Origin of the sequence: Microbacterium sp. 2RAF4, from assembly GCF_052115285.1 — a bacterium.
Lineage (GTDB): Bacteria > Actinomycetota > Actinomycetes > Actinomycetales > Microbacteriaceae > Microbacterium > Microbacterium oxydans.
The window spans coordinates 67029-84516 of sequence record NZ_JBFRGI010000003.1; the positions used below are offsets into that span (position 1 = coordinate 67029).

The window sequence follows — 17488 nt, forward strand, 5'->3', positions numbered from 1 at the left end:
GGTGGTCGTCATGCCGTCTCGACGAACTCCATGAGACGCTCTCCGCTGCGCTCGAAGATTCGGCCGCCGATGACGGCGCCCAGCACCAGCACCCCGAGGCCGACGAGGAGCCCGACCCAGAAGGTGGCCGGTGCATACGCCGACCCCTCGAGGATCGTGGCAGCGAACAGCCAGATGGTGGGCGCGCTCAGCACGATCGCCCCGAGGAACGTCGCGGCCGGTCCGTAGATTCCGCGGGATGTCGGCCGTTGCGGCTGCTGGAACGGGCTGTCTCCGGGCCGGGAGACCGCGTAGGGCGCCACGACCGAGACGATGCTCGAGATGCCGAGCGCACTGAAGAGCAGGCTGGCGGCCATACCGCCCATGGGCAGCAGGAGACTCCAGTTCCCCACCAGGAGCAGGCTCAACGGCACAGCGATCGCGAGCACCGGAATCGCGACGAGCAGCACGGGCACCAGGCGACCGAGACGATCGGGAAGCCCCCGGACTCCACTCGCCACATGCGTCCACAGCGCCGTCGAGTCATAGGCGACGTCGTTGTGCGGCAACCATCCGAAGAACAGTGCCATCACCGGAACCGGGACCAGCGCGGCGATCTCCACCGGGACACCGGCGACGATCAGCGGCAGCACGGTGAGCACACCGGCGACCGGGACCACGATGATGTTCATGATGTAGCGACGGTCGCGGAGCCAGTACACGAGGCTCCGGGAGGCGATCGCCCCGAAGGCGTTCGACGGCAGCAGCCCGAACCAGCCGAGCCCCGTGCGCTCCCGCGAGGCGACCGGGCGCTCCGTCGTCGTGAGGAGCCGCCGGACGAGCCATGCCCACGAGATCCAGAGGAGCACGACGGTGAGGACCGCGATGATCCCGGTGACCCAGGCCGAAGCGGTCGCCCCTGCCGCGGAGTCGAAGAGGAATGCCGGCGCTGCCGCGAACGGACTGAAGCCGAAGACGCTGGAAAGGGTCGCCAGAGAGGGGGGCACGAGGCCGTCCCAGCGAAGGGATCCGAAGAACACCGCGACCGGGAAAGCGATCACGATCAGGGCGAGCGCGAACAGCGCGGTGAGCTCCCGTGATCGGCGCTCGGGCAGGAGCAGGGCGTTGAGCGCCATTCCGATCCGCGAGACCAGCATCGTCGTGACGACGCCGATGACCGTCATCAGGATCGCGAGAGGCCATGGCGTCCCGGCACCGATCGCGACGATGCAGACGCTGATGTAGACGGCGAGGAGCGCGAGGCTGGGCACGCTCACGAACGCGGCCAGCGTGAGCACCCACGGCATCTGCCGCTCATCGACGCCGAAGACCGCGAAGCGGCGAGGATCGAGCTGATCGGCCGCCCCGACGAGGAGCGGTCCGACGAGGAAACCGACGAGGAGGGCGGCGCCGCCGAGCACGGTGACCGCACGGGCGACCGGCACCGGAGCGGACGAAAGACTGAAGACCGCGATGCACACCACGGACGTGATCGCGACGACGGCGACGAACGAGATGATCGAACGGACCCGACGGTCGCCGCGCAGAGTTCCGATCAGAAGCGCGAGCCTCAGTCGGAGAACGTGTGCAGCCACTCGAGCCCCTCCACCTCTCCGCTGGAGCCGGCGAGCTCGACGAAGCGCGCCTCGAGCGTCTGCCCTGCGCGCACGTCGTCGACGGTCCCCTCGGCCAGCACTTCCCCTCCGACGATGATGGCCACGCGGGAGCAGACGCGCTCCACCAGATCCATGCCGTGGCTGGAGAGGATCACCGTGCCACCGTGCGACACATACGCACGGAGGATGTCGAGGATCACCGCCGAGGAGACGGGATCGACCGACTCGAACGGCTCGTCGAGCACGAGCACGCGCGGGGAATGGATCATCGCCCCTGCCAGCATGATCTTCTTCGTCATGCCCGCCGAGTAGTCCGAGACGACGCGGCTGAGCGCATCGCCGAGATCGAACGCCCGAGCGAGATCTGCCGCGCGCTTCTCGATCACATCCGCGGCGAGGCCGCGCAGCAGTCCGTAGTAGTACAGCAGCTGACGACCGGTGAGGCGGTCGAACGTGCGCAACCTGTCCGGCAGCACGCCCATCAGTCTCTTCGCCGCCAGCGGCTGCTTCGCCTGATCGATGCCACAGATCACGACGCTGCCCTCGTCTGCGCGCAGGAGCCCGGCGACGATCGAGAGGGTCGTGGTCTTTCCCGCCCCGTTGGGGCCGACCACGCCATAGAAGGATCCAGCAGGCACGGTCAGGTCTATGCCGTCGACGGCGCGGTTGTCTCCGAACTGCTTGACGAGGCCGCGGATGGTGATCGCTTCGCCCCCGGAGAGCCCGTCCACGGGGTCCACGACCTCCGAAGCCGCATCGTCCGAGCCTCCTGCAGCTTCGACGACCTCAACCGAAGTGGACGTGCCCGACACGATCGGCGCCTCGACGATCGGCTCGGCCTCGACCGGTTCGGCGACCTCCGCCGCGAGGGCGGGAGCCGCGACGGGCTCGGCAATCGACGCGGGCTCGGGCTCACCAACCGGCTCGGGCTCGGGCTCGGGCTCGGGCTCGGGCTCGGGCTCGGGCTCGACGATCAGATCATGCTCCGTGGCGGGTTCGACCATGGGCTCCGGCGTCGAGGTGGCATCGACCGAACCCATCGACTCTGCGACTGCATCGGTGGCACGCGTGGAATCCACGGGAGCCGCTTCGGTGCTCGGAGACTCGGGGGCGTTCTTCGCCGCATCCGCCGCCGCCTTCTCCTCCTCGGCCGCCTTCTTCGCCGCCGCGTTCTTCGCTGCCGCTGCTTTCGCCGCCGCTGTCTTCGCTGCTGTGGACTTGGCGGCGGCCGCGCGAGCAGTGGACTTCGTGGCTGCAGCCTTGGACGCGGCCGCTTTCGCCGCGACAGTCTTCGCCGTAGAGGCCTTTGCCGCCGTGGACTTCGCCGCAGTGGACTTCGCCGCCGTCGCCTTCGCGGCGGTGGCCTTCGTGGCAGTCGCCTTCGCGGCAGCTGTCTTCGCTGCCGTCGTCTTCGCTGCCGTCGTCTTGGCCGGCGTCTTCATCGTCGCCTTCGCTGCCGTGTTCTTCGCTGCCGTGTTCTTCGCTGCCGTGTTCTTCGCGGCGGCGGTGCGAGTCGCTGCCGAGCTGCGCGCGGTAGCGGTGGACGTTCCGTTCTGGTCCGGCAACGCCTTGACCAAAGGCTCCACGACGATGTCGGCGGTCGGTGCGGCCTTCTCCGCCGCAGCCTTCGCTGTCGATGCCTTCGCCGCCGGCGTGGTCGCGGAGGACTTCGCTGCCGCCGTCTTCCCGGCAGTCGTGGCTCTACTCGTGGTCGGACGCTTCGCGGCGGGCCTCGTCGCCGCGGGCTTCTTCACGGCCGGCTTCTTCGCGGCAGGTCGCTTCGCCGTCGTTTCGGCCGTCGATGCCTCGTCGGGACTCGATTTCTTCACCGGCGGGCGCTTCGCCGACGCCTTCTCTTGCGCGGTCTCGGTTTGGTCCACCTGGGCGGTGCGGTCGTCAGGGGAGGCAGTCACCGTCCTACGGTATCAACGGGCGGCTGTGCGCCAAGGCCGCCGCGCAATAAACTGCCCTCGGATGCTGCGACTTCACAGCGATTGCAGGATGGTCGCAACCCTGTGCATCACGTGTGTAGTCGATCACGAAATGACAACGGGGCCCTCCTGGCCCTGAGGTTCCCAGGCGGAATCGATACCATGAACGCGGCACGACGAAGTGTCTGGTCGGTTAATCGACCGTGAACACAACTTCCTTTAGGAGCACTCGTGACTCTTCAGACCGTCATCCTCGCCGCCGGAATGGGCTCGCGCCTCGGCCGCGCGCTGCCGAAGCCGCTCACCGAACTGAGCGACGGCCGCACGATCATGGGCCAGCAGCACGACAACATCCGCGCCGCATTCGGCTCCGACGCCCGAATCACGACCGTGGTCGGCTACCGCGCCGAGACCATCATCGACGCCTTCCCGCACGTGAACTACGTCCACAACGAGCGTTACGACGAGACCAACACGTCCAAGAGCCTGCTGCGCGCCCTCGGTGCCACCGGTCGCGGCGGTGTGCTGTGGATGAACGGCGATGTCGTCTTCGACCCGATGATCCTCGGCCGCGCTCTCGAGTACATCGAGCGCGACCAGTCCTTCGTCACGGTGAACACCTCCAAGGTCAGCGATGAAGAGGTGAAGTACACGGTCACCGCCGAGGGCTTCATCAACGAACTGTCCAAGACCGTCAAGGGCGGCCTCGGCGAGGCTGTGGGCATCAACTACATCTCCTCCACGCAGAAGAAGGCCTTCATGCGCCAGCTGCAGCGGGTGGAGGACCAGGACTACTTCGAGCGCGGCCTCGAACTCGCGATCGCCGAGGACGGCCTGCTGCTCGAGCCGATGGACGTCTCCGACCTGTACGCGGTCGAGGTCGACTTCGCAGAAGACCTGGAGCGCGCGAACCTCTTCGTCTGATCGAACGACACGAAAGCCCGGTCCCCCTCGCGGGGCCGGGCTTTCGGCGTTTTCGCGGGCTGTCTCCATAGGATCTCTGCATGGCCCCCAAGGTGCACAAGATCCATTCGCTCCCGGACGACGCTCCGTGGGACAAGGGCGTGCCCCCCGCCGGCTCGGCGGAGCATCCGATGATGGTGCGTGGTCTCGATCGCGTCCTGGCGATCCAGCGCCCACTCGTCCTCGCGCACATCCGCAGCATCCGGCTGCGCAATCCCCAGGCATCACCCACGGAGATCATCCGCATCCTCGAGCGGCGCTACCTCGCGGCCGTGACGACCGGAGGGGCGGCGGTGGGAGCGACCGCCGTCGTTCCGGGCATCGGCACCGGAGTCACCCTCGCCCTCTCCGGGGTCGAGACCGTGGGTTTCGTGGAGTCCACCGCGCTGTTCGCGCAGTCGGTGGCCGAGGTGCACGGGATCGCCGTAGCGAACCCGGATCGCGCCCGCGCCCTGGTGATGACGCTGATGCTCGGCAAAGAGGGCGTCGACCTCGTCGGACAGCTCGCCGGCCAGGTCGCGGGGCGCGGCGGCAGCAGATCCTCGTACTGGGGTGAGCTCGTCACGAAATCCCTCCCCCGCGCCGCAGTCGGCCCCCTCGTCGACCAGCTCAAGAGCATGTTCGTGAAGCAGTTCGCAGCGAAGGGCGGAGCATCGGTCATCGGCAAGGCCCTCCCGTTCGGCATCGGCGCCGCGATCGGAGGGGCCGGGAACAACATCCTCGGCCGCCGCGTGCTGACCACTTCGCACAAGGCCTTCGGCGCTGCGCCGATCGACCTGCCCCTCGAGCTGGAGCCCGTCGCCGGGGCCGAGAAGCTCGAGCTGCGGATGCTCCGGGGGGCCCGCTACGCCGGGAACGCGGTGGTGGGTGCCGCCGGCACCGTAGCCCGAGGCGCAGAGTGGGTCGGGCACCGTGTCGGCGGACGCGCCGGCCGCCGACGAGAGAGCACGCCCGAAGAGCTCGAGGTCGGCACCGGCGACCACTCCCTGCCCTCGAACCCCGGCGAAGAGCGCGAAGAGCGCTGAGCGCACGTCGCCAAAGGATCGGCTGAGCCGTTGTGGCGAGCATCCAACAGCCGGGGCCGAGCCGACGATAGGGTGGAATCCGTGACGGACAAGCCCGACCTCTTTACCACCGCCGGCAAGATCGCGGACCTGCGCGCTCGCTACACGGAAGCCGTCGTCGACGCGGAAGCGAAGGCGAAGGAGAAGCAGCACGCGAAGGGCAAGATGACCGCCCGCGAGCGCGTCGAGCTGCTCGTGGATCCGGGAAGCTTCGTCGAGTTCGACGAGTATGTGCGCCACCGCACCACCGCCTTCGGAATGGATCGCTCCCGCCCCTACGGCGACTCCGTCGTCACCGGCGTCGGCACCATCAACGGGCGCACCGTCGCGGTGTACTCGCAGGACTTCTCCACCTTCGGCGGTTCGCTCGGAGAGGTCGCCGGCGAGAAGATCGTCAAGATCATGGAGTTCGCCCTGGCCGGCGGCATGCCGTGCATCGGGATCCTCGACTCCGGAGGCGCGCGCATCCAGGAGGGTGTCGTCGCTCTCGGCAAGTACGGTGAGATCTTCCGACTGAACACCCGCGCTTCCGGTGTCATCCCGCAGATCTCCATCATCATGGGCCCGGCCGCGGGCGGTGCGGTGTACTCCCCCGCGCTGACCGACTTCGTCATCATGGTCGACAAGACCAGCCAGATGTTCGTCACGGGTCCCGACGTGATCAAGACCGTCACGGGCGAAGACGTGGGGATGGAGGAGTTGGGCGGCGCCTACACGCACAACACCCGATCCGGTGTCGCGCACTACCTCGCGGAAGACGAGGACGACGCCATCGATTACGCGCGCACGCTCCTGAGCTTCCTCCCGGACAACAACATGGCGGAACTCCCGTCGTACGAGAGCGCGTTCGAGTTCGAGACGACCGACGCCGATCGCGTGCTCAACACGATCGTCCCCGACTCGACCAACCAGCCCTACGACATCCACACGGTCATCGAGCACGTCGTCGACGAGGGCGATTTCCTCGAAGTTCAGCCGCTGTTCGCGCCCAACATCGTGATCGGCTTCGGTCGGGTCGAGGGTCGCTCGGTCGGCATCATCGCCAACCAGCCGTCGCAGATGGCCGGCACCCTGAACATCGAGGCCGGTGAGAAGGCCAGCCGCTTCGTGCGATTCTGCGACGCCTTCTCGATCCCGATCGTCACGCTCGTCGACGTGCCCGGCTACCTTCCCGGCACGGACCAGGAGTGGACAGGCGTCATCCGCCGCGGTGCGAAGCTGCTCTACGCCTACGCGGAGGCCACCGTGCCCCTCGTCACCGTCATCCTGCGCAAGGCCTATGGGGGTGCGTACATCGTGATGGGCTCGAAGCAGCTCGGCGCGGATGTGAACCTCGCGTGGCCGACCGCCGAGATCGCCGTGATGGGTGGCCAGGGAGCCGTCAACATCCTCTACCGCGGTGAGATCAAGAAGGCGGAGGAGGCCGGCGAGGACGTCGCCGCCGTGCGCACGCGCCTCGCGAACGAGTACACCTACAACGTGGCCTCGCCGTTCCTGGCTGCCGAGCGCGGGGAGCTCGACGGCATCATCGAGCCGGCCAACACCCGCGTCTCGATCGCGAAGGCTCTGCGTGCCCTGCGCGGGAAGCGCGCGGAGCTGCCCCCGAAGAAGCACGGGAACATCCCCCTGTGATCGAGCAGAACCCGCAGGGCGGCCCCTCCTCGGATGCGCCGCTGCTCGACATCACCCGGGGCGCGGCCACCGAGGAGGAGCTCGCCGCTCTCATCGCGGTGATCAGCGAGGCGTACGCGACCGAGGAGGCTGCGGCCGTGGCCGACGAGCCCGCCGTCTCCGCCTGGGCCAGGACGCAGCGTCCGCTTCGTCGCCCGCTCCGTCGCGACATACCGTGGGGCCGCTTCTCCGGCTGACGCCGCCCCGAACGCGGATCAACGCCGTCGGCGTGGTCCGCGAACCCTCCGCCTCGCGAACCACGTCGACGATCGTGGCAGGACCCCCAGCGCCCTGCGCGGCCGCGTCCCCGTCGCAGCCTCGCCCGTCCCTGTTCAAGAGCCGGACGGATCCCCCCTCGTGAAGATCCGCGTGTTCCGCGACGTGCGACGGTGCCGTGCGCACAGCAGAAGGCGGACTCCGCTGATCTGTTCGAAGGACGAAACCCAAATACTATATCGATTCGACTTATGCTCGCAAAAAGGTGAACCCTCGAACATTCAGCTGTCGAACACTCTCAACTGTCGAGCAGGAGGTCGGAAGCACGAGGGCTCAGGACCGAGTCGAGGACGACGCACGCTGCGCCCACCGCACCGACGTCGTCGCCCACCACCGTGCCGTCGACGGGGAGGGTGCGTATCGCACGGGTGGCACTGGCCCGATCGAGCCTGTCGGGGATCTCCGCCAGGTACACATCAGCGAGCCGAGACCAGAACGGCCCGCCGAAGACGACCCGGTCGACGTCGAGCATGTTCGTGAGCACCGCCGTCAGCGCCGTGATGTGCACGGCGGAGCCCCGAAGCACCTCCGCCGCGGCTTCGTCCCCGGCAGCCGCTCGCTCGCACAGCTGCCCGAATCGCTGGTCTACGGCCGCGGCATCGCTCGTCTGATGCTCATCGTCGAACACCCCTGCCCTCTCCGCCTGCTCGATGATCGCCTGCGGGGTGCACACCACCTCGACGCATCCGCGGGCCCCGCACGCGCAGGACGGCCCGTCGGGGTCGACGATGATGTGGCCGATCTCGCCGATGTTGCGTGTGCTCCCGCGGACGGCCTCTCCATCGCGTGCGACGGCCGCGCCGATGCCGATCCCCAGATAGATGAAGACGAACGAGTCGTCAGCCGACTCCCGCCTCGTCCAGAGCTCGCCCACCGCGGCCGAGGTCGTGTCCTTCTCCACGACCACAGGCAGACCCGTCGCCTCCGCGAGCACGGCCCGCAACGGCACACGGTGCCAGCCTGCGAGCTTCGGCGGGTCGATCACCCTCCCCAGCTCCGCGTCGAGCGGGCCGGGGGCCGCGACCCCCACCCCGGCGATCCGCGAGCGGTCGACGCCCGAACCGGCGATCAACGTTTCGATCGTCGACGCCATGGCCTCGACGATGCGGTGGGGATCCTCGGCGGGTGTGCGCACGCTTAGACGACGGACCACCGCGCCGGCCAGATCCAACAGCACGAAAGTCATCAGCGCGGGATCCAGATGGACCCCCACAGCGAAGCGGCTGTCCGCGACGAGCCGCAGGGTGACCCGCGGCTTGCCTGGTCCGTTGATCGTTCGACCCGCTTCCCTGATGAAGCCGTCATCGAGGAGTCTGCGGGTGATGTTCGTGACCGTCTGCGCTGACAGGCGCGTCGCCGTCGACAGCTCGATCCTGCTGAGCCCCTCGCCGGACTGCCGGATCGCCTCCAGTATCACGGACTGATTGAAGTCGCCCATGCGCGGAAGGTTGGTGCCACGACGCGTTGCCATCGTCCAATGATGGCCTATCGGGGGTGAAATCGTGTCCCCCAAAATACCTACAGACAATGTTCGCGCGAACCATCAGACTGAGGGGGACGCTTCGCGTTCGGCTGGTCTCTCTGTCCCAGGGTAGACAGACGCTGATCGGCCACCAGCGGACGGTTTTCGGGTAACTGTCCGCACGGAGAGGGGCAGGCGGATTCGCCGCCCCTCTCCCACTCTCACCATCCTCGACTCCGGTCATCTCCCCAGGCCGGAGCCGAGGACGCACGCGTTCGTCCCCCGCGCCCGCCTGTCAGCGCGGAATCTCGTGCCAGAGGTCGACGGCATCATCGTCGCCGGACGCCCGGGAGCCGGCGCGGCCGACCACCGTGACGGCGACACGGGGATCGCGCGCCGAGCGGATGATCAGACGAGCGGTCTGTGCGCGACCGAGCACGACGGCCAGCTCGTCTCTGATCAGTTCCCGCCGCGTCTCATCGATCCCGTCGAAACCGCCCTCATCGAAGACCGTGACCACCACGCCCCGGCGTCGTGCCGCCTCGATCGCGTTGCGCACGGCGTCGTTGAGCAGATCGGCTCCGCGCAACTCATCCCGCAGCCTGCCCTCAGCGAGGCGGGCGTCCATCCGCTCCTGCTCGTCCAGCGCGCCCCGCGCGGCCACCACCCTGCTGAGGACGGGACCGGCGACGGCCAGCGCGAACTGCGTGCGCAGGCGCCGCTCCCGCTGACGCACCCGCTGCGTCGCATGCCACGCGGACACAGCCTGCTGGATCTCGGCGAGGCGCTCCGTGTCACGCACGGCGCGGTCCCAGAACATCACCAGGAGCCCAGCGACCACCACCCACATGATGGAGCCGACGAGTCCGAGGTTGAGGGCGACGACGAATCCCAGATAGGCCGACGCGGTGACGACGAGCACCGCGAGAACGAGCACGCCGATCAGAGCGCGCCTCCGGACGACGCAGACGACGCCGAGCAGTCCGAGCGCGCCGATGTACCACGTGGCGAAGGGAGCCGTCCGATCCGCCGGGTCGAGCGACGAGGTGACGAGGACGGGGATCAGCGCACTCGCCACCAGCGCCAGGATCGCCGACCACATCGGCATCCTGACGACAGCGCCGTGTCCGAGGATCGCGACGTTCACGACCACGAGGTACAACCCGATCGCGAGGACCATCACCAGCGGAGCGGTCGGCTGCTCGATCCACCAGATCCCCCTGGCGACGAAGTACAGCGCGAAGCCGACGGCGAGGGAGGTCGCGACACTGCGCACGGTGCGGTTCACGAGCGCTCCCATCCCAGGACGACAGTGGTCCCGTGCCCGTCGGAGAGGATGTCGGCGGTGCCGGCCACCCCTGCCATGCGCGCGAAGATCGACGCGCGGATCCCGAGTCGGTCGGCGCCGATCGACTCGACGTCGAATCCGGGTCCGGTGTCGGAGATGGTCACGCCGATGCCCTCGTCCCCGTGCCCTTCGACGATGATGTGGAGTCCGCGCCCGCCGGCGTGGGAGACCGCGTTGCCGATCGCCTGTCGTGCCGCGAGCACGAGCGCGCGGGCAGCACGTCCGGGAATGAGTCCGATGCCTCCGCGCTCCTCCACGATCGCGTCGGCGCCGAGCTCGGACAGCGCCCGACGCAGCTCGACCACGATCTGCACCGTTCCGACCGGCTCGTCGCTCCCCTCCTGCGCGACGGCGGCCTCGGTGTTCGCGAGGCGCGTGAGAGCCTCTCGCGCCATCGCCACGGCCAGTTCCCTGGCGCGATCGCCCTCGGCACGCTCCGCGGCGATCAGAGCGGCCAGCACGCTGTCGTGCATCAGGGCGGACATCGCAGCCCTCTCCTCCTCGGCCGCCGCCGCTGCCGCAGCAGTGGAGTACGACGCGACCGCCTGTCCCCTGGCCTCATCCACGCCGGCAGCGACCGAACGGAACATCCAGCCGAGCGAGACGATCACCACGCCGAGGATGAGGGTGAACGAGACGTCGAAGGCGGTCGTCACCCAGAAGTCACGCGAGAACTCCCCCTGGACGAGCCGGACATAGCCGTAGACGAACGGCACCCCCGCCGCCCAGACGAACTGCAGCGCCAGGGGGAAGGCGAGCATGGCCGCGACGACACCGACGTTGACGAGGAAGAAGATCCACGGCTGCTCTCCGGCCCCCTTGTCGGAGGGGTCGACGATCGTCGGCCACGCGGCGAGCACCAGCACGTACACCACGGCGAAGATGCCGGAGAAGGTGCGTACCCCTCGTCCGATCAGGCACGCCACCAGCATCGCGAGCAGGGGCACGAACACCACACATAGTGCGACGACATGCACGGGGTCCGCATTCGACAAGGATGCCATCGCGGAGACCAGCGCCTGTGCGCCGAGCACAGCCGAGCCGATCGCGACCACGATGGCGAGGATCCGCTCCATGCGCTTGCCGGTGAAACGCTCGTATGCTGTCTCCGTGCTGCCCGGAGACGGAATCTTGCTCCAGGCGTCGCGGATGCTCAGCGGCTCAGCGGCCACCGAGTGCCTCGTCGGCTGTGACGATCCCGTCTTCCATCGCTCGCCGGAGCAGGTCGACCTTCGTGGGCGCCGGGCGCCCGACCTCGACGTACTTCACGCGGATGCGTGTGATGTTCTCCTTGGCGGTCGAGTACGCGACGCCCAGCTTCTCGGCCACGGCCTTCAACGGCAGACCGGTCGCGTACAGGCGGAGGACCTCCCGTTCGCGGGTGGCGAGCTGCGCGTCGGCGAACGCGCGGTCTCCGTCGACAGCACTCGCCCACTCCACGTTGTTGAGGGCCTCGCCCTGTGCGACCGTGCGGATCGCGTCCAGCACGTCGTCGAGTGCTGACGACTTGCTCACCACTCCCGCCGCACCGGCGGAGAGCGCTTCCCGCACGGCTGCAGGACGATCCGCCACGCTGTGGATCACGACGCTGGCGCCGTCGTTCACGAGGGCGGTCACGTTCTCGGTAACAGTCGTGCCGTCGCCCAGCGTGAGGTCGAGCACGACGACATCGGCCGGTGCGGCCCCCGTCGCCTTCCGCCAGTCGATGTACGACACCACAGTGCTTCCCGAGAAGACCACGGTCTGCGAATCCCGCGCGCACGCGGCCTCGAGACCGAGGCGAACGGACTCGTGATCGTCGATGAGTGCGACCGTGCTCATCCCCTCAGCCTACTGAGTCCCCTCGAAAGGCCGTGGATCACTCATCGCGTGAGCAGTGCCACGACCTCGAAGTGGTGCGAGTGCGGGAACAGATCGAAGCCGCGAAGACGGTCGACGTTCCACCCGAGCGTGCGGAACGTGCCGAGATCGCGTGCGAGCGCCACCGGGTCGCAGGCGACGTAGGCGATGGCGTCGGGGGCGAGCCCGTGGATCGCCTCGACCACCTGACGACCCGCTCCGGCGCGCGGCGGATCGAGCACGACGGCCCCGGCCCGACCGCCACCCTTGCGCGTGGCGAGGAAGCGATCGACTCGGGCAGTCACCGCATCCACCTCGAGAGGGGCGAGGTTCGCCGCCGCATGCTGAGTGGCACGTGCGCTCGACTCGACCGTCACGATGTCCGTGCCCCCGAGGTCGGCCAGGGTCGCCGCGAACAGCCCGACCCCGCCGTACAGGTCGAAGTGGGTCTTCTGATCGTCGACGTGACCGTCGAGGATGCCGTAGACCGCGGCGTCGAGCACCGAGGCTGCGCGCGGATGCACCTGCCAGAAGCCCGTGGAATCGACGTCGAAGCGGCGGTCGTTGACCATCTCCTGGATCACCTCGGGCGCCGGGCGCTTGCGGAAGCCTCTCTGCACGCGCGGAGCCCGCTCGGTCTCCTCACGACGGATCACGCGCACGGTGCCGTCGGCGGGCTCCACGAGTTCGATGCGACCGGGAGCCTCCCCCTGCAGCGCGAGCGCCGCCTCGGCGATCGCCGGCCGCGCCAGCGGGTACGACGTCACCGGCACGACGCGGTGACTGCGTGAGGCATACGGCCCGACCACTCCCGCGTCGTCGACGTGCAGCGTCACCCGTGTGCGCCATCCTCGACCGTCTCCGGACTCCACGGCCTCGATCTCGGGCGCGACGAGACCCTTCCCTGCGAAGCGGTCGAGGGCCTCGGTCAGCACGCGCCGCTTGAGCTCACGCTGGTGATCGAGATCGATGTGCCCGAGATCAGCTCCTCCTGGACGATCCGCGGGATCGCGCGACACGTCGGCCTCCGCCCAGATGTGGGGACGGCGGTGCTCCGACGCTTCCAACACCTCGATCGTCTCGGCCCGCCAGAAACTGCGGGTGTCGGCGTCGGCCCCTTCCTGCGGAGCGATCAGTCGGGCACGGACGCGCTCACCGGGGATCGCGTCGGACACGAACACCACGCGTCCCTCGTGCCGCGCGATGAACGTGCCCCCGTGAGCGATGCCGGTGATGTCGAGTTCGAGCACGTCGGCTGGGGAGGAAGTCATCCTTCGAGGATACGGTGGTGGACATGCGCGTCTGCCTCGCCTCGACCTCTCCCGCCCGACTCATGCTGCTGCGCCAGGCGGGCATCGAGCCGCTCACGGTGTCGCCGGACGTCGACGAGGACGCCGTCGCCGCCGTTGCGGAGGCGGAACGGGGTGAGCCGCTCGCCCCCGAGGAGCTGGTGCTGCTGCTCGCCCGCGCGAAGGCTTCCGCCGTGGCACGAAGCCTCGTCGAGGACGGCGGGTTCGACGGCCTGGTCATCGGCGGCGACTCGATGTTCGCGCTCGACGGGCGCGTCTACGGCAAGCCGTACACTCCGGAGGAGGCGACCAGGCGCTGGCGGGAGATGCGCGGAGCCACAGGCATCCTGCACTCCGGCCACTCCGTCTTCCGGGTCGCCCCCGGCGCCGAGCCCACGGAAGCCACCGCCGTCGCCGAAGCCGCTGTGACGTTCGCCGCCGACGTGAGCGACGCCGAGATCGCCGCGTACGTCGCCTCCGGGGAACCGCTGCTCGTGGCGGGAGCCTTCACCGTCGACAGCCTGGGAGGAGCCTTCATCACCCGCGTGGAGGGCGACCCTTCCACGGTCGTCGGCATGTCCCTGTCCACCGTCCGCCGCCTCGCCGCCGAGCTCGGCGTTCGCTGGACCGACCTCTGGTCGTAGACTCCCATCCACGTTTTCCCGACTTTCTTGTGGGGAGTCGTCAAAGGGATCGCGGTCGTTCTCGCTAGGCTGGCAAGCATGCCTGCTATCGCCAAGGTGCTCATCGCCAACCGCGGCGAGATCGCCGTCCGCATCATCCGCGCCGCCCGAGACTCCGGGATCGCCTCCGTCGCCGTGTACGCCGACCAGGATCGTGATGCCCTGCACAGCCGCCTCGCCGACGAGGCCTACGCGCTCGGCGGCTCGACGAGCGCCGAGACCTACCTCCAGATCGAGAAGATCCTCTCGATCGCCCGCCGTGCCGGCGCCGACGCCGTGCACCCCGGCTATGGCTTCCTCGCCGAGAACGCCGAGTTCGCCCGCGCCATCATCGAAGCCGGCATGACCTGGATCGGCCCCTCCCCCGAAGCCATCGAAGCCCTCGGCGACAAGGTGACCGCGCGTCACGTGGCCGAGAAGGTCGGCGCACCCCTCGCCCCCGGCACGCCGGGACCCGTCGAAGGCGCAGACGAGGTCATCGCCTTCGCGAAGGAGTTCGGCCTGCCGATCGCCATCAAGGCGGCATACGGCGGAGGCGGACGCGGCCTCAAGGTCGCGCGTGAGCTGGACGAGGTGGCCGAGCTCTTCGAGTCCGCCACGCGCGAGGCCGTCGCCGCCTTCGGCCGCGGCGAGTGCTTCGTCGAGAAGTACCTCGACAAGCCGCGTCACGTCGAGACCCAGTGCCTGGCCGATGCCGAAGGCAACGTCGTCGTGATCTCGACACGCGACTGCTCGCTGCAGCGCCGCCATCAGAAGCTCGTCGAGGAGGCGCCGGCTCCGTTCCTCACGCAGAAGCAGAACGACCTCCTCTACGCCGCGTCCAAGGCCATCCTCAAGGAGGTCGGCTACGTCGGCGCCGGCACCTGCGAGTTCCTCATCGGAGCCGACGGGACGGTCTCCTTCCTCGAGGTGAACACGCGTCTGCAGGTCGAGCACCCGGTCTCCGAAGAGGTCACCGGCATCGACCTGGTGCGAGAGCAGTTCCGTATCGCGGCCGGCGGCACCATCGACTACGACGACCCGAAGCCGCAGGGCCACTCGATCGAGTTCCGCATCAACGGCGAGGACCCCGGTCGCGGATTCCTGCCCCAGCCGGGCCCGATCCACGTCTTCAAGACCTTCGGAGGCCCCGGCATCCGTCTGGATTCCGGTGTCACTGCGGGCGACTCGGTCTCCGGCGCCTTCGACTCGCTGCTGGCCAAGATCATCGTGACCGGCAAGGACAGGGCAGAGGCCCTCGAGCGCTCGCGCCGCGCCCTCGACGAGTTCGAGGTGGCCGGCCTTCCCACCGTCATCCCGTTCCACCGCAAGGTCGTGCGCGATCCTGCGTTCACGGCGGAGAACGGCGATTTCGGCATCTTCACCCGCTGGATCGAGACCGAGTTCGTCAACGACATCCCGGCATGGGACGGAGAGCTCGAGGCGCCGACTGCTTCCGAGGCCCGGCACACGGTCGTCGTCGAGGTCTCCGGCAAGCGCCTCGAGGTGAGCCTGCCGGACCGCGTCGCCGTCGCCGCAGGCACCGCCGGGCGCCCCGCCGCGGTTCCGCCGTCGCGCCGCAGTCACGCCACCACGGCCAACGCCGGGGCCTCGGGGGATGCCGTCAAGTCCCCCATGCAGGCCACGGTCGTCAAGATCGCGGTCGCCGACGGACAGCAGGTCGTCAAGGGCGATCTGGTCGTCGTGCTCGAGGCCATGAAGATGGAGCAGCCGCTGCAGGCGCACAAGGACGGCGTCGTCGGCAACATCAACGCCGATGCCGGCGCTACGGTCTCCGCGGGACACCAGCTGCTCACCATCAGCTGACCCTCCCGCTGATACGCGAAAGGCGCCCCACCGAGGTGGGGCGCCTTTGCTGTGCCTGCAGGGGTCAGGAGATGTTCACGAGATGCATCGCCCTGCTCGCGTCGGTGATGCTGCTCGACAGCGAGGGGTACGCGGCGAAGACCCGCGAGACCTGATCGACCGTGAGGCGACGCTCGACGGCGACCGCGATCGGGTAGATCAGCTCCGAGGCCTTCGGAGCGACGATCACACCGCCGATCACCGTGCCAGAGCCCTTCCGCGCGATGAGCTTCACGAAGCCGTCCTTGATACCCATCATCTTCGCGCGCGGGTTCGCCGCGAGAGGCAGCTTGTAGACCATGCCGTCCGCGACGCCGTCCTCGACGTCCTTGACGCCGTAGCCGACCGTGGCGATCTCGGGCGCGGTGAAGATGTTGGAGGTGATCTTGATGAGCTCCAACGGGATCACGATGTCGCCGAGGGCGTGGAACACCGCGGTGCGCCCCTGCATCGACGCGACGGAGGCCAACGGGAAGAAGTTCGTGCAGTCGCCGACGGCGTAGACGTTGGGGACCGAGGTACGCGCCACCTTGTTCACCCGGACATGCCCGGACTCGTCGAGCTCGACGCCGGCCTCCTCCAGACCGATGCCTGCGGTGTTCGGGATGGAGCCGACGGCCATGAGGCAGTGGCTGCCCTCGACCGTGCGCCCATCGGACAGCGTGACGGTGACACCGTCGTCCGTGACCTCCACCTTGTCGGCGCGCGACTTGGAGAGCACCTGCATTCCCCCGCGCTTGAAGACCTTCTCCAGCACGGCGGCCGCGTCCTTGTCCTCACCGGGGAGCACCTGCTCGCGGCTGGAGATCAGGGTCACCTTGGCGCCCAGGTTCATGTACGCGGAGGCGAACTCCGCTCCGGTGACACCGGATCCGACCACGATGAGGTGCTCGGGGAGCGCCTTCATGTCGTACAGCTGCGTCCACGTCAGGATGCGCTTGCCGTCGGGCTTGGCGGAGTCCAGCTCGCGCGGCGAGGCGCCGACGGCCACGACGATGGTGTCGGCCTCGACCCGGTCGAAGTCGGTGCCGCCCTGGCCCGTCGAGACGACGATCGCCGTGGGCCCCTCGAGGCGTCCGTGGCCGGACAGGATGCGCACGCCGGCCTCGAGGAGCGTCGCGCGCATGTCCTCGGACTGCTGTCCCGCGAGCGCGAGGAGGCGCTTGTTCACGGCGGCGAGGTTGATCGCGATCTCGGGCTTGAGGGGGCGGGAGTGGTCGCCCTTGGCATAGAAGTTCACTCCGAGGTCGCTGGCCTCGGAGATGGCGACGGCCGCATCGGCGGTGGCGATCAGGCTCTTCGAAGGCACGACGTCGGTGAGCACGGCTGATCCGCCGACTCCCACCCGTTCGACCAGAGTGACCTCGGCACCCAACTGGGCTGCCGCGAGGGCCGCCTCATAGCCGCCGGGACCGCCGCCGAGCACGGCGACGCGCTGAGTGCGCTCGAAAGTGGTGGAAGACATGGAATCCATTCTCGCGCAATCCTGGCACCCGAGCCTGCACCTTCCTAGAGTGGATCC

The 17488-nt window shown here is 68.7% G+C and carries 15 protein-coding genes; 7 read left to right on the forward strand and 8 right to left on the reverse strand.

The features are described from left to right. Window positions 1-8 precede the first annotated feature (8 nt). Both AB4070_RS13855 and AB4070_RS13860 read right to left on the reverse strand, forming a co-directional pair. Complete coding sequence (locus AB4070_RS13855) at window positions 9-1574, reverse strand: hypothetical protein (RefSeq protein ID WP_441980625.1); 1566 nt, start codon at window positions 1572-1574, stop codon at window positions 9-11. Beyond that, on the reverse strand, window positions 1550-2674 hold the full coding sequence (locus AB4070_RS13860) for an ABC transporter ATP-binding protein (protein ID WP_441980626.1): 1125 nt from the start codon (window positions 2672-2674) through the stop codon (window positions 1550-1552). The genes AB4070_RS13855 and AB4070_RS13860 overlap by 25 nt, the downstream gene beginning before the upstream one ends. On the opposite strand from AB4070_RS13860, the gene AB4070_RS13865 reads away from it, so the two are divergent. The 5 genes from AB4070_RS13865 (at window position 2664) to AB4070_RS13885 (ending at window position 7421) form a co-directional block, all read left to right on the forward strand. Continuing rightward, window positions 2664-3665, forward strand: coding sequence for a hypothetical protein (locus AB4070_RS13865; protein ID WP_441980627.1), 1002 nt, complete (start codon window positions 2664-2666; stop codon window positions 3663-3665). The genes AB4070_RS13860 and AB4070_RS13865 overlap by 11 nt on opposite strands. Window positions 3666-3757: 92 nt before the next feature. Beyond that, window positions 3758-4450 (forward strand): NTP transferase domain-containing protein, encoded by a 693-nt coding sequence (locus AB4070_RS13870; RefSeq protein ID WP_441980628.1) that lies wholly within the window; start codon window positions 3758-3760, stop codon window positions 4448-4450. Between the two features lie 80 nt (window positions 4451-4530). After that, window positions 4531-5514: a hypothetical protein gene (locus tag AB4070_RS13875; RefSeq protein WP_441980629.1), complete on the forward strand. Its 984-nt coding sequence runs from the start codon at window positions 4531-4533 to the stop codon at window positions 5512-5514. Between the two features lie 81 nt (window positions 5515-5595). Then, the gene (locus AB4070_RS13880) at window positions 5596-7185 is read left to right on the forward strand and encodes an acyl-CoA carboxylase subunit beta (RefSeq protein ID WP_374168968.1); all 1590 of its coding nucleotides are present in this window, start codon (window positions 5596-5598) and stop codon (window positions 7183-7185) included. Beyond that, a complete protein-coding gene (locus AB4070_RS13885) occupies window positions 7182-7421 on the forward strand; it encodes an acyl-CoA carboxylase subunit epsilon (protein ID WP_441980630.1) in 240 nt (79 codons plus the stop codon). The genes AB4070_RS13880 and AB4070_RS13885 overlap by 4 nt, the downstream gene beginning before the upstream one ends. Window positions 7422-7738: 317 nt before the next feature. Here AB4070_RS13885 and AB4070_RS13890 read toward each other — a convergent pair whose 3' ends face one another. From AB4070_RS13890 to AB4070_RS13910, 5 genes are all read right to left on the reverse strand, one after another. Further along, complete coding sequence (locus tag AB4070_RS13890; protein WP_441980887.1) at window positions 7739-8938, reverse strand: ROK family transcriptional regulator; 1200 nt, start codon at window positions 8936-8938, stop codon at window positions 7739-7741. Window positions 8939-9257: 319 nt separating this feature from the next. Next, the gene (locus AB4070_RS13895; RefSeq protein ID WP_441980631.1) at window positions 9258-10250 is read right to left on the reverse strand and encodes a hypothetical protein; all 993 of its coding nucleotides are present in this window, start codon (window positions 10248-10250) and stop codon (window positions 9258-9260) included. After that, entirely contained in the window at window positions 10247-11482 is a 1236-nt protein-coding gene (locus AB4070_RS13900; RefSeq protein ID WP_441980632.1) for an ATP-binding protein, read from the reverse strand. The genes AB4070_RS13895 and AB4070_RS13900 overlap by 4 nt, the downstream gene beginning before the upstream one ends. Then, the gene (locus AB4070_RS13905) at window positions 11472-12131 is read right to left on the reverse strand and encodes a response regulator transcription factor (protein ID WP_282847893.1); all 660 of its coding nucleotides are present in this window, start codon (window positions 12129-12131) and stop codon (window positions 11472-11474) included. Before AB4070_RS13905 ends, AB4070_RS13900 begins: the two co-directional genes overlap by 11 nt. Window positions 12132-12172: 41 nt before the next feature. Then, window positions 12173-13420, reverse strand: a complete 1248-nt coding sequence (locus tag AB4070_RS13910; protein WP_441980633.1) for a class I SAM-dependent RNA methyltransferase — start codon at window positions 13418-13420, stop codon at window positions 12173-12175. Window positions 13421-13443: 23 nt separating this feature from the next. On the opposite strand from AB4070_RS13910, the gene AB4070_RS13915 reads away from it, so the two are divergent. Then, window positions 13444-14082 (forward strand): Maf family protein, encoded by a 639-nt coding sequence (locus AB4070_RS13915; RefSeq protein ID WP_441980888.1) that lies wholly within the window; start codon window positions 13444-13446, stop codon window positions 14080-14082. 78 nt (window positions 14083-14160) lie between these two features. After that, the gene (locus AB4070_RS13920; protein ID WP_441980634.1) at window positions 14161-15927 is read left to right on the forward strand and encodes an acetyl/propionyl/methylcrotonyl-CoA carboxylase subunit alpha; all 1767 of its coding nucleotides are present in this window, start codon (window positions 14161-14163) and stop codon (window positions 15925-15927) included. 64 nt (window positions 15928-15991) lie between these two features. Here the strand turns inward: AB4070_RS13920 and AB4070_RS13925 are convergent, their stop codons facing one another. Beyond that, complete coding sequence (locus tag AB4070_RS13925; RefSeq protein WP_441980635.1) at window positions 15992-17440, reverse strand: NAD(P)H-quinone dehydrogenase; 1449 nt, start codon at window positions 17438-17440, stop codon at window positions 15992-15994. Window positions 17441-17488 lie beyond the last annotated feature (48 nt).

What these genes read in the sequence shown, in the direction of transcription:
- AB4070_RS13875 (WP_441980629.1), top strand. Translation starts at nt 4,531, where the DNA reads ATGGCCCCCAAGGTGCACAAGATCCATTCGCTCCCGGACGACGCTCCG.
- AB4070_RS13890 (WP_441980887.1), bottom strand. Translation starts at nt 8,938, where the DNA reads ATGGGCGACTTCAATCAGTCCGTGATACTGGAGGCGATCCGGCAGTCC.
- AB4070_RS13905 (WP_282847893.1), bottom strand. Translation starts at nt 12,131, where the DNA reads ATGAGCACGGTCGCACTCATCGACGATCACGAGTCCGTTCGCCTCGGT.
- AB4070_RS13910 (WP_441980633.1), bottom strand. Translation starts at nt 13,420, where the DNA reads ATGACTTCCTCCCCAGCCGACGTGCTCGAACTCGACATCACCGGCATC.
- AB4070_RS13915 (WP_441980888.1), top strand. Translation starts at nt 13,444, where the DNA reads ATGCGCGTCTGCCTCGCCTCGACCTCTCCCGCCCGACTCATGCTGCTG.
- AB4070_RS13920 (WP_441980634.1), top strand. Translation starts at nt 14,161, where the DNA reads ATGCCTGCTATCGCCAAGGTGCTCATCGCCAACCGCGGCGAGATCGCC.
- AB4070_RS13925 (WP_441980635.1), bottom strand. Translation starts at nt 17,440, where the DNA reads ATGGATTCCATGTCTTCCACCACTTTCGAGCGCACTCAGCGCGTCGCC.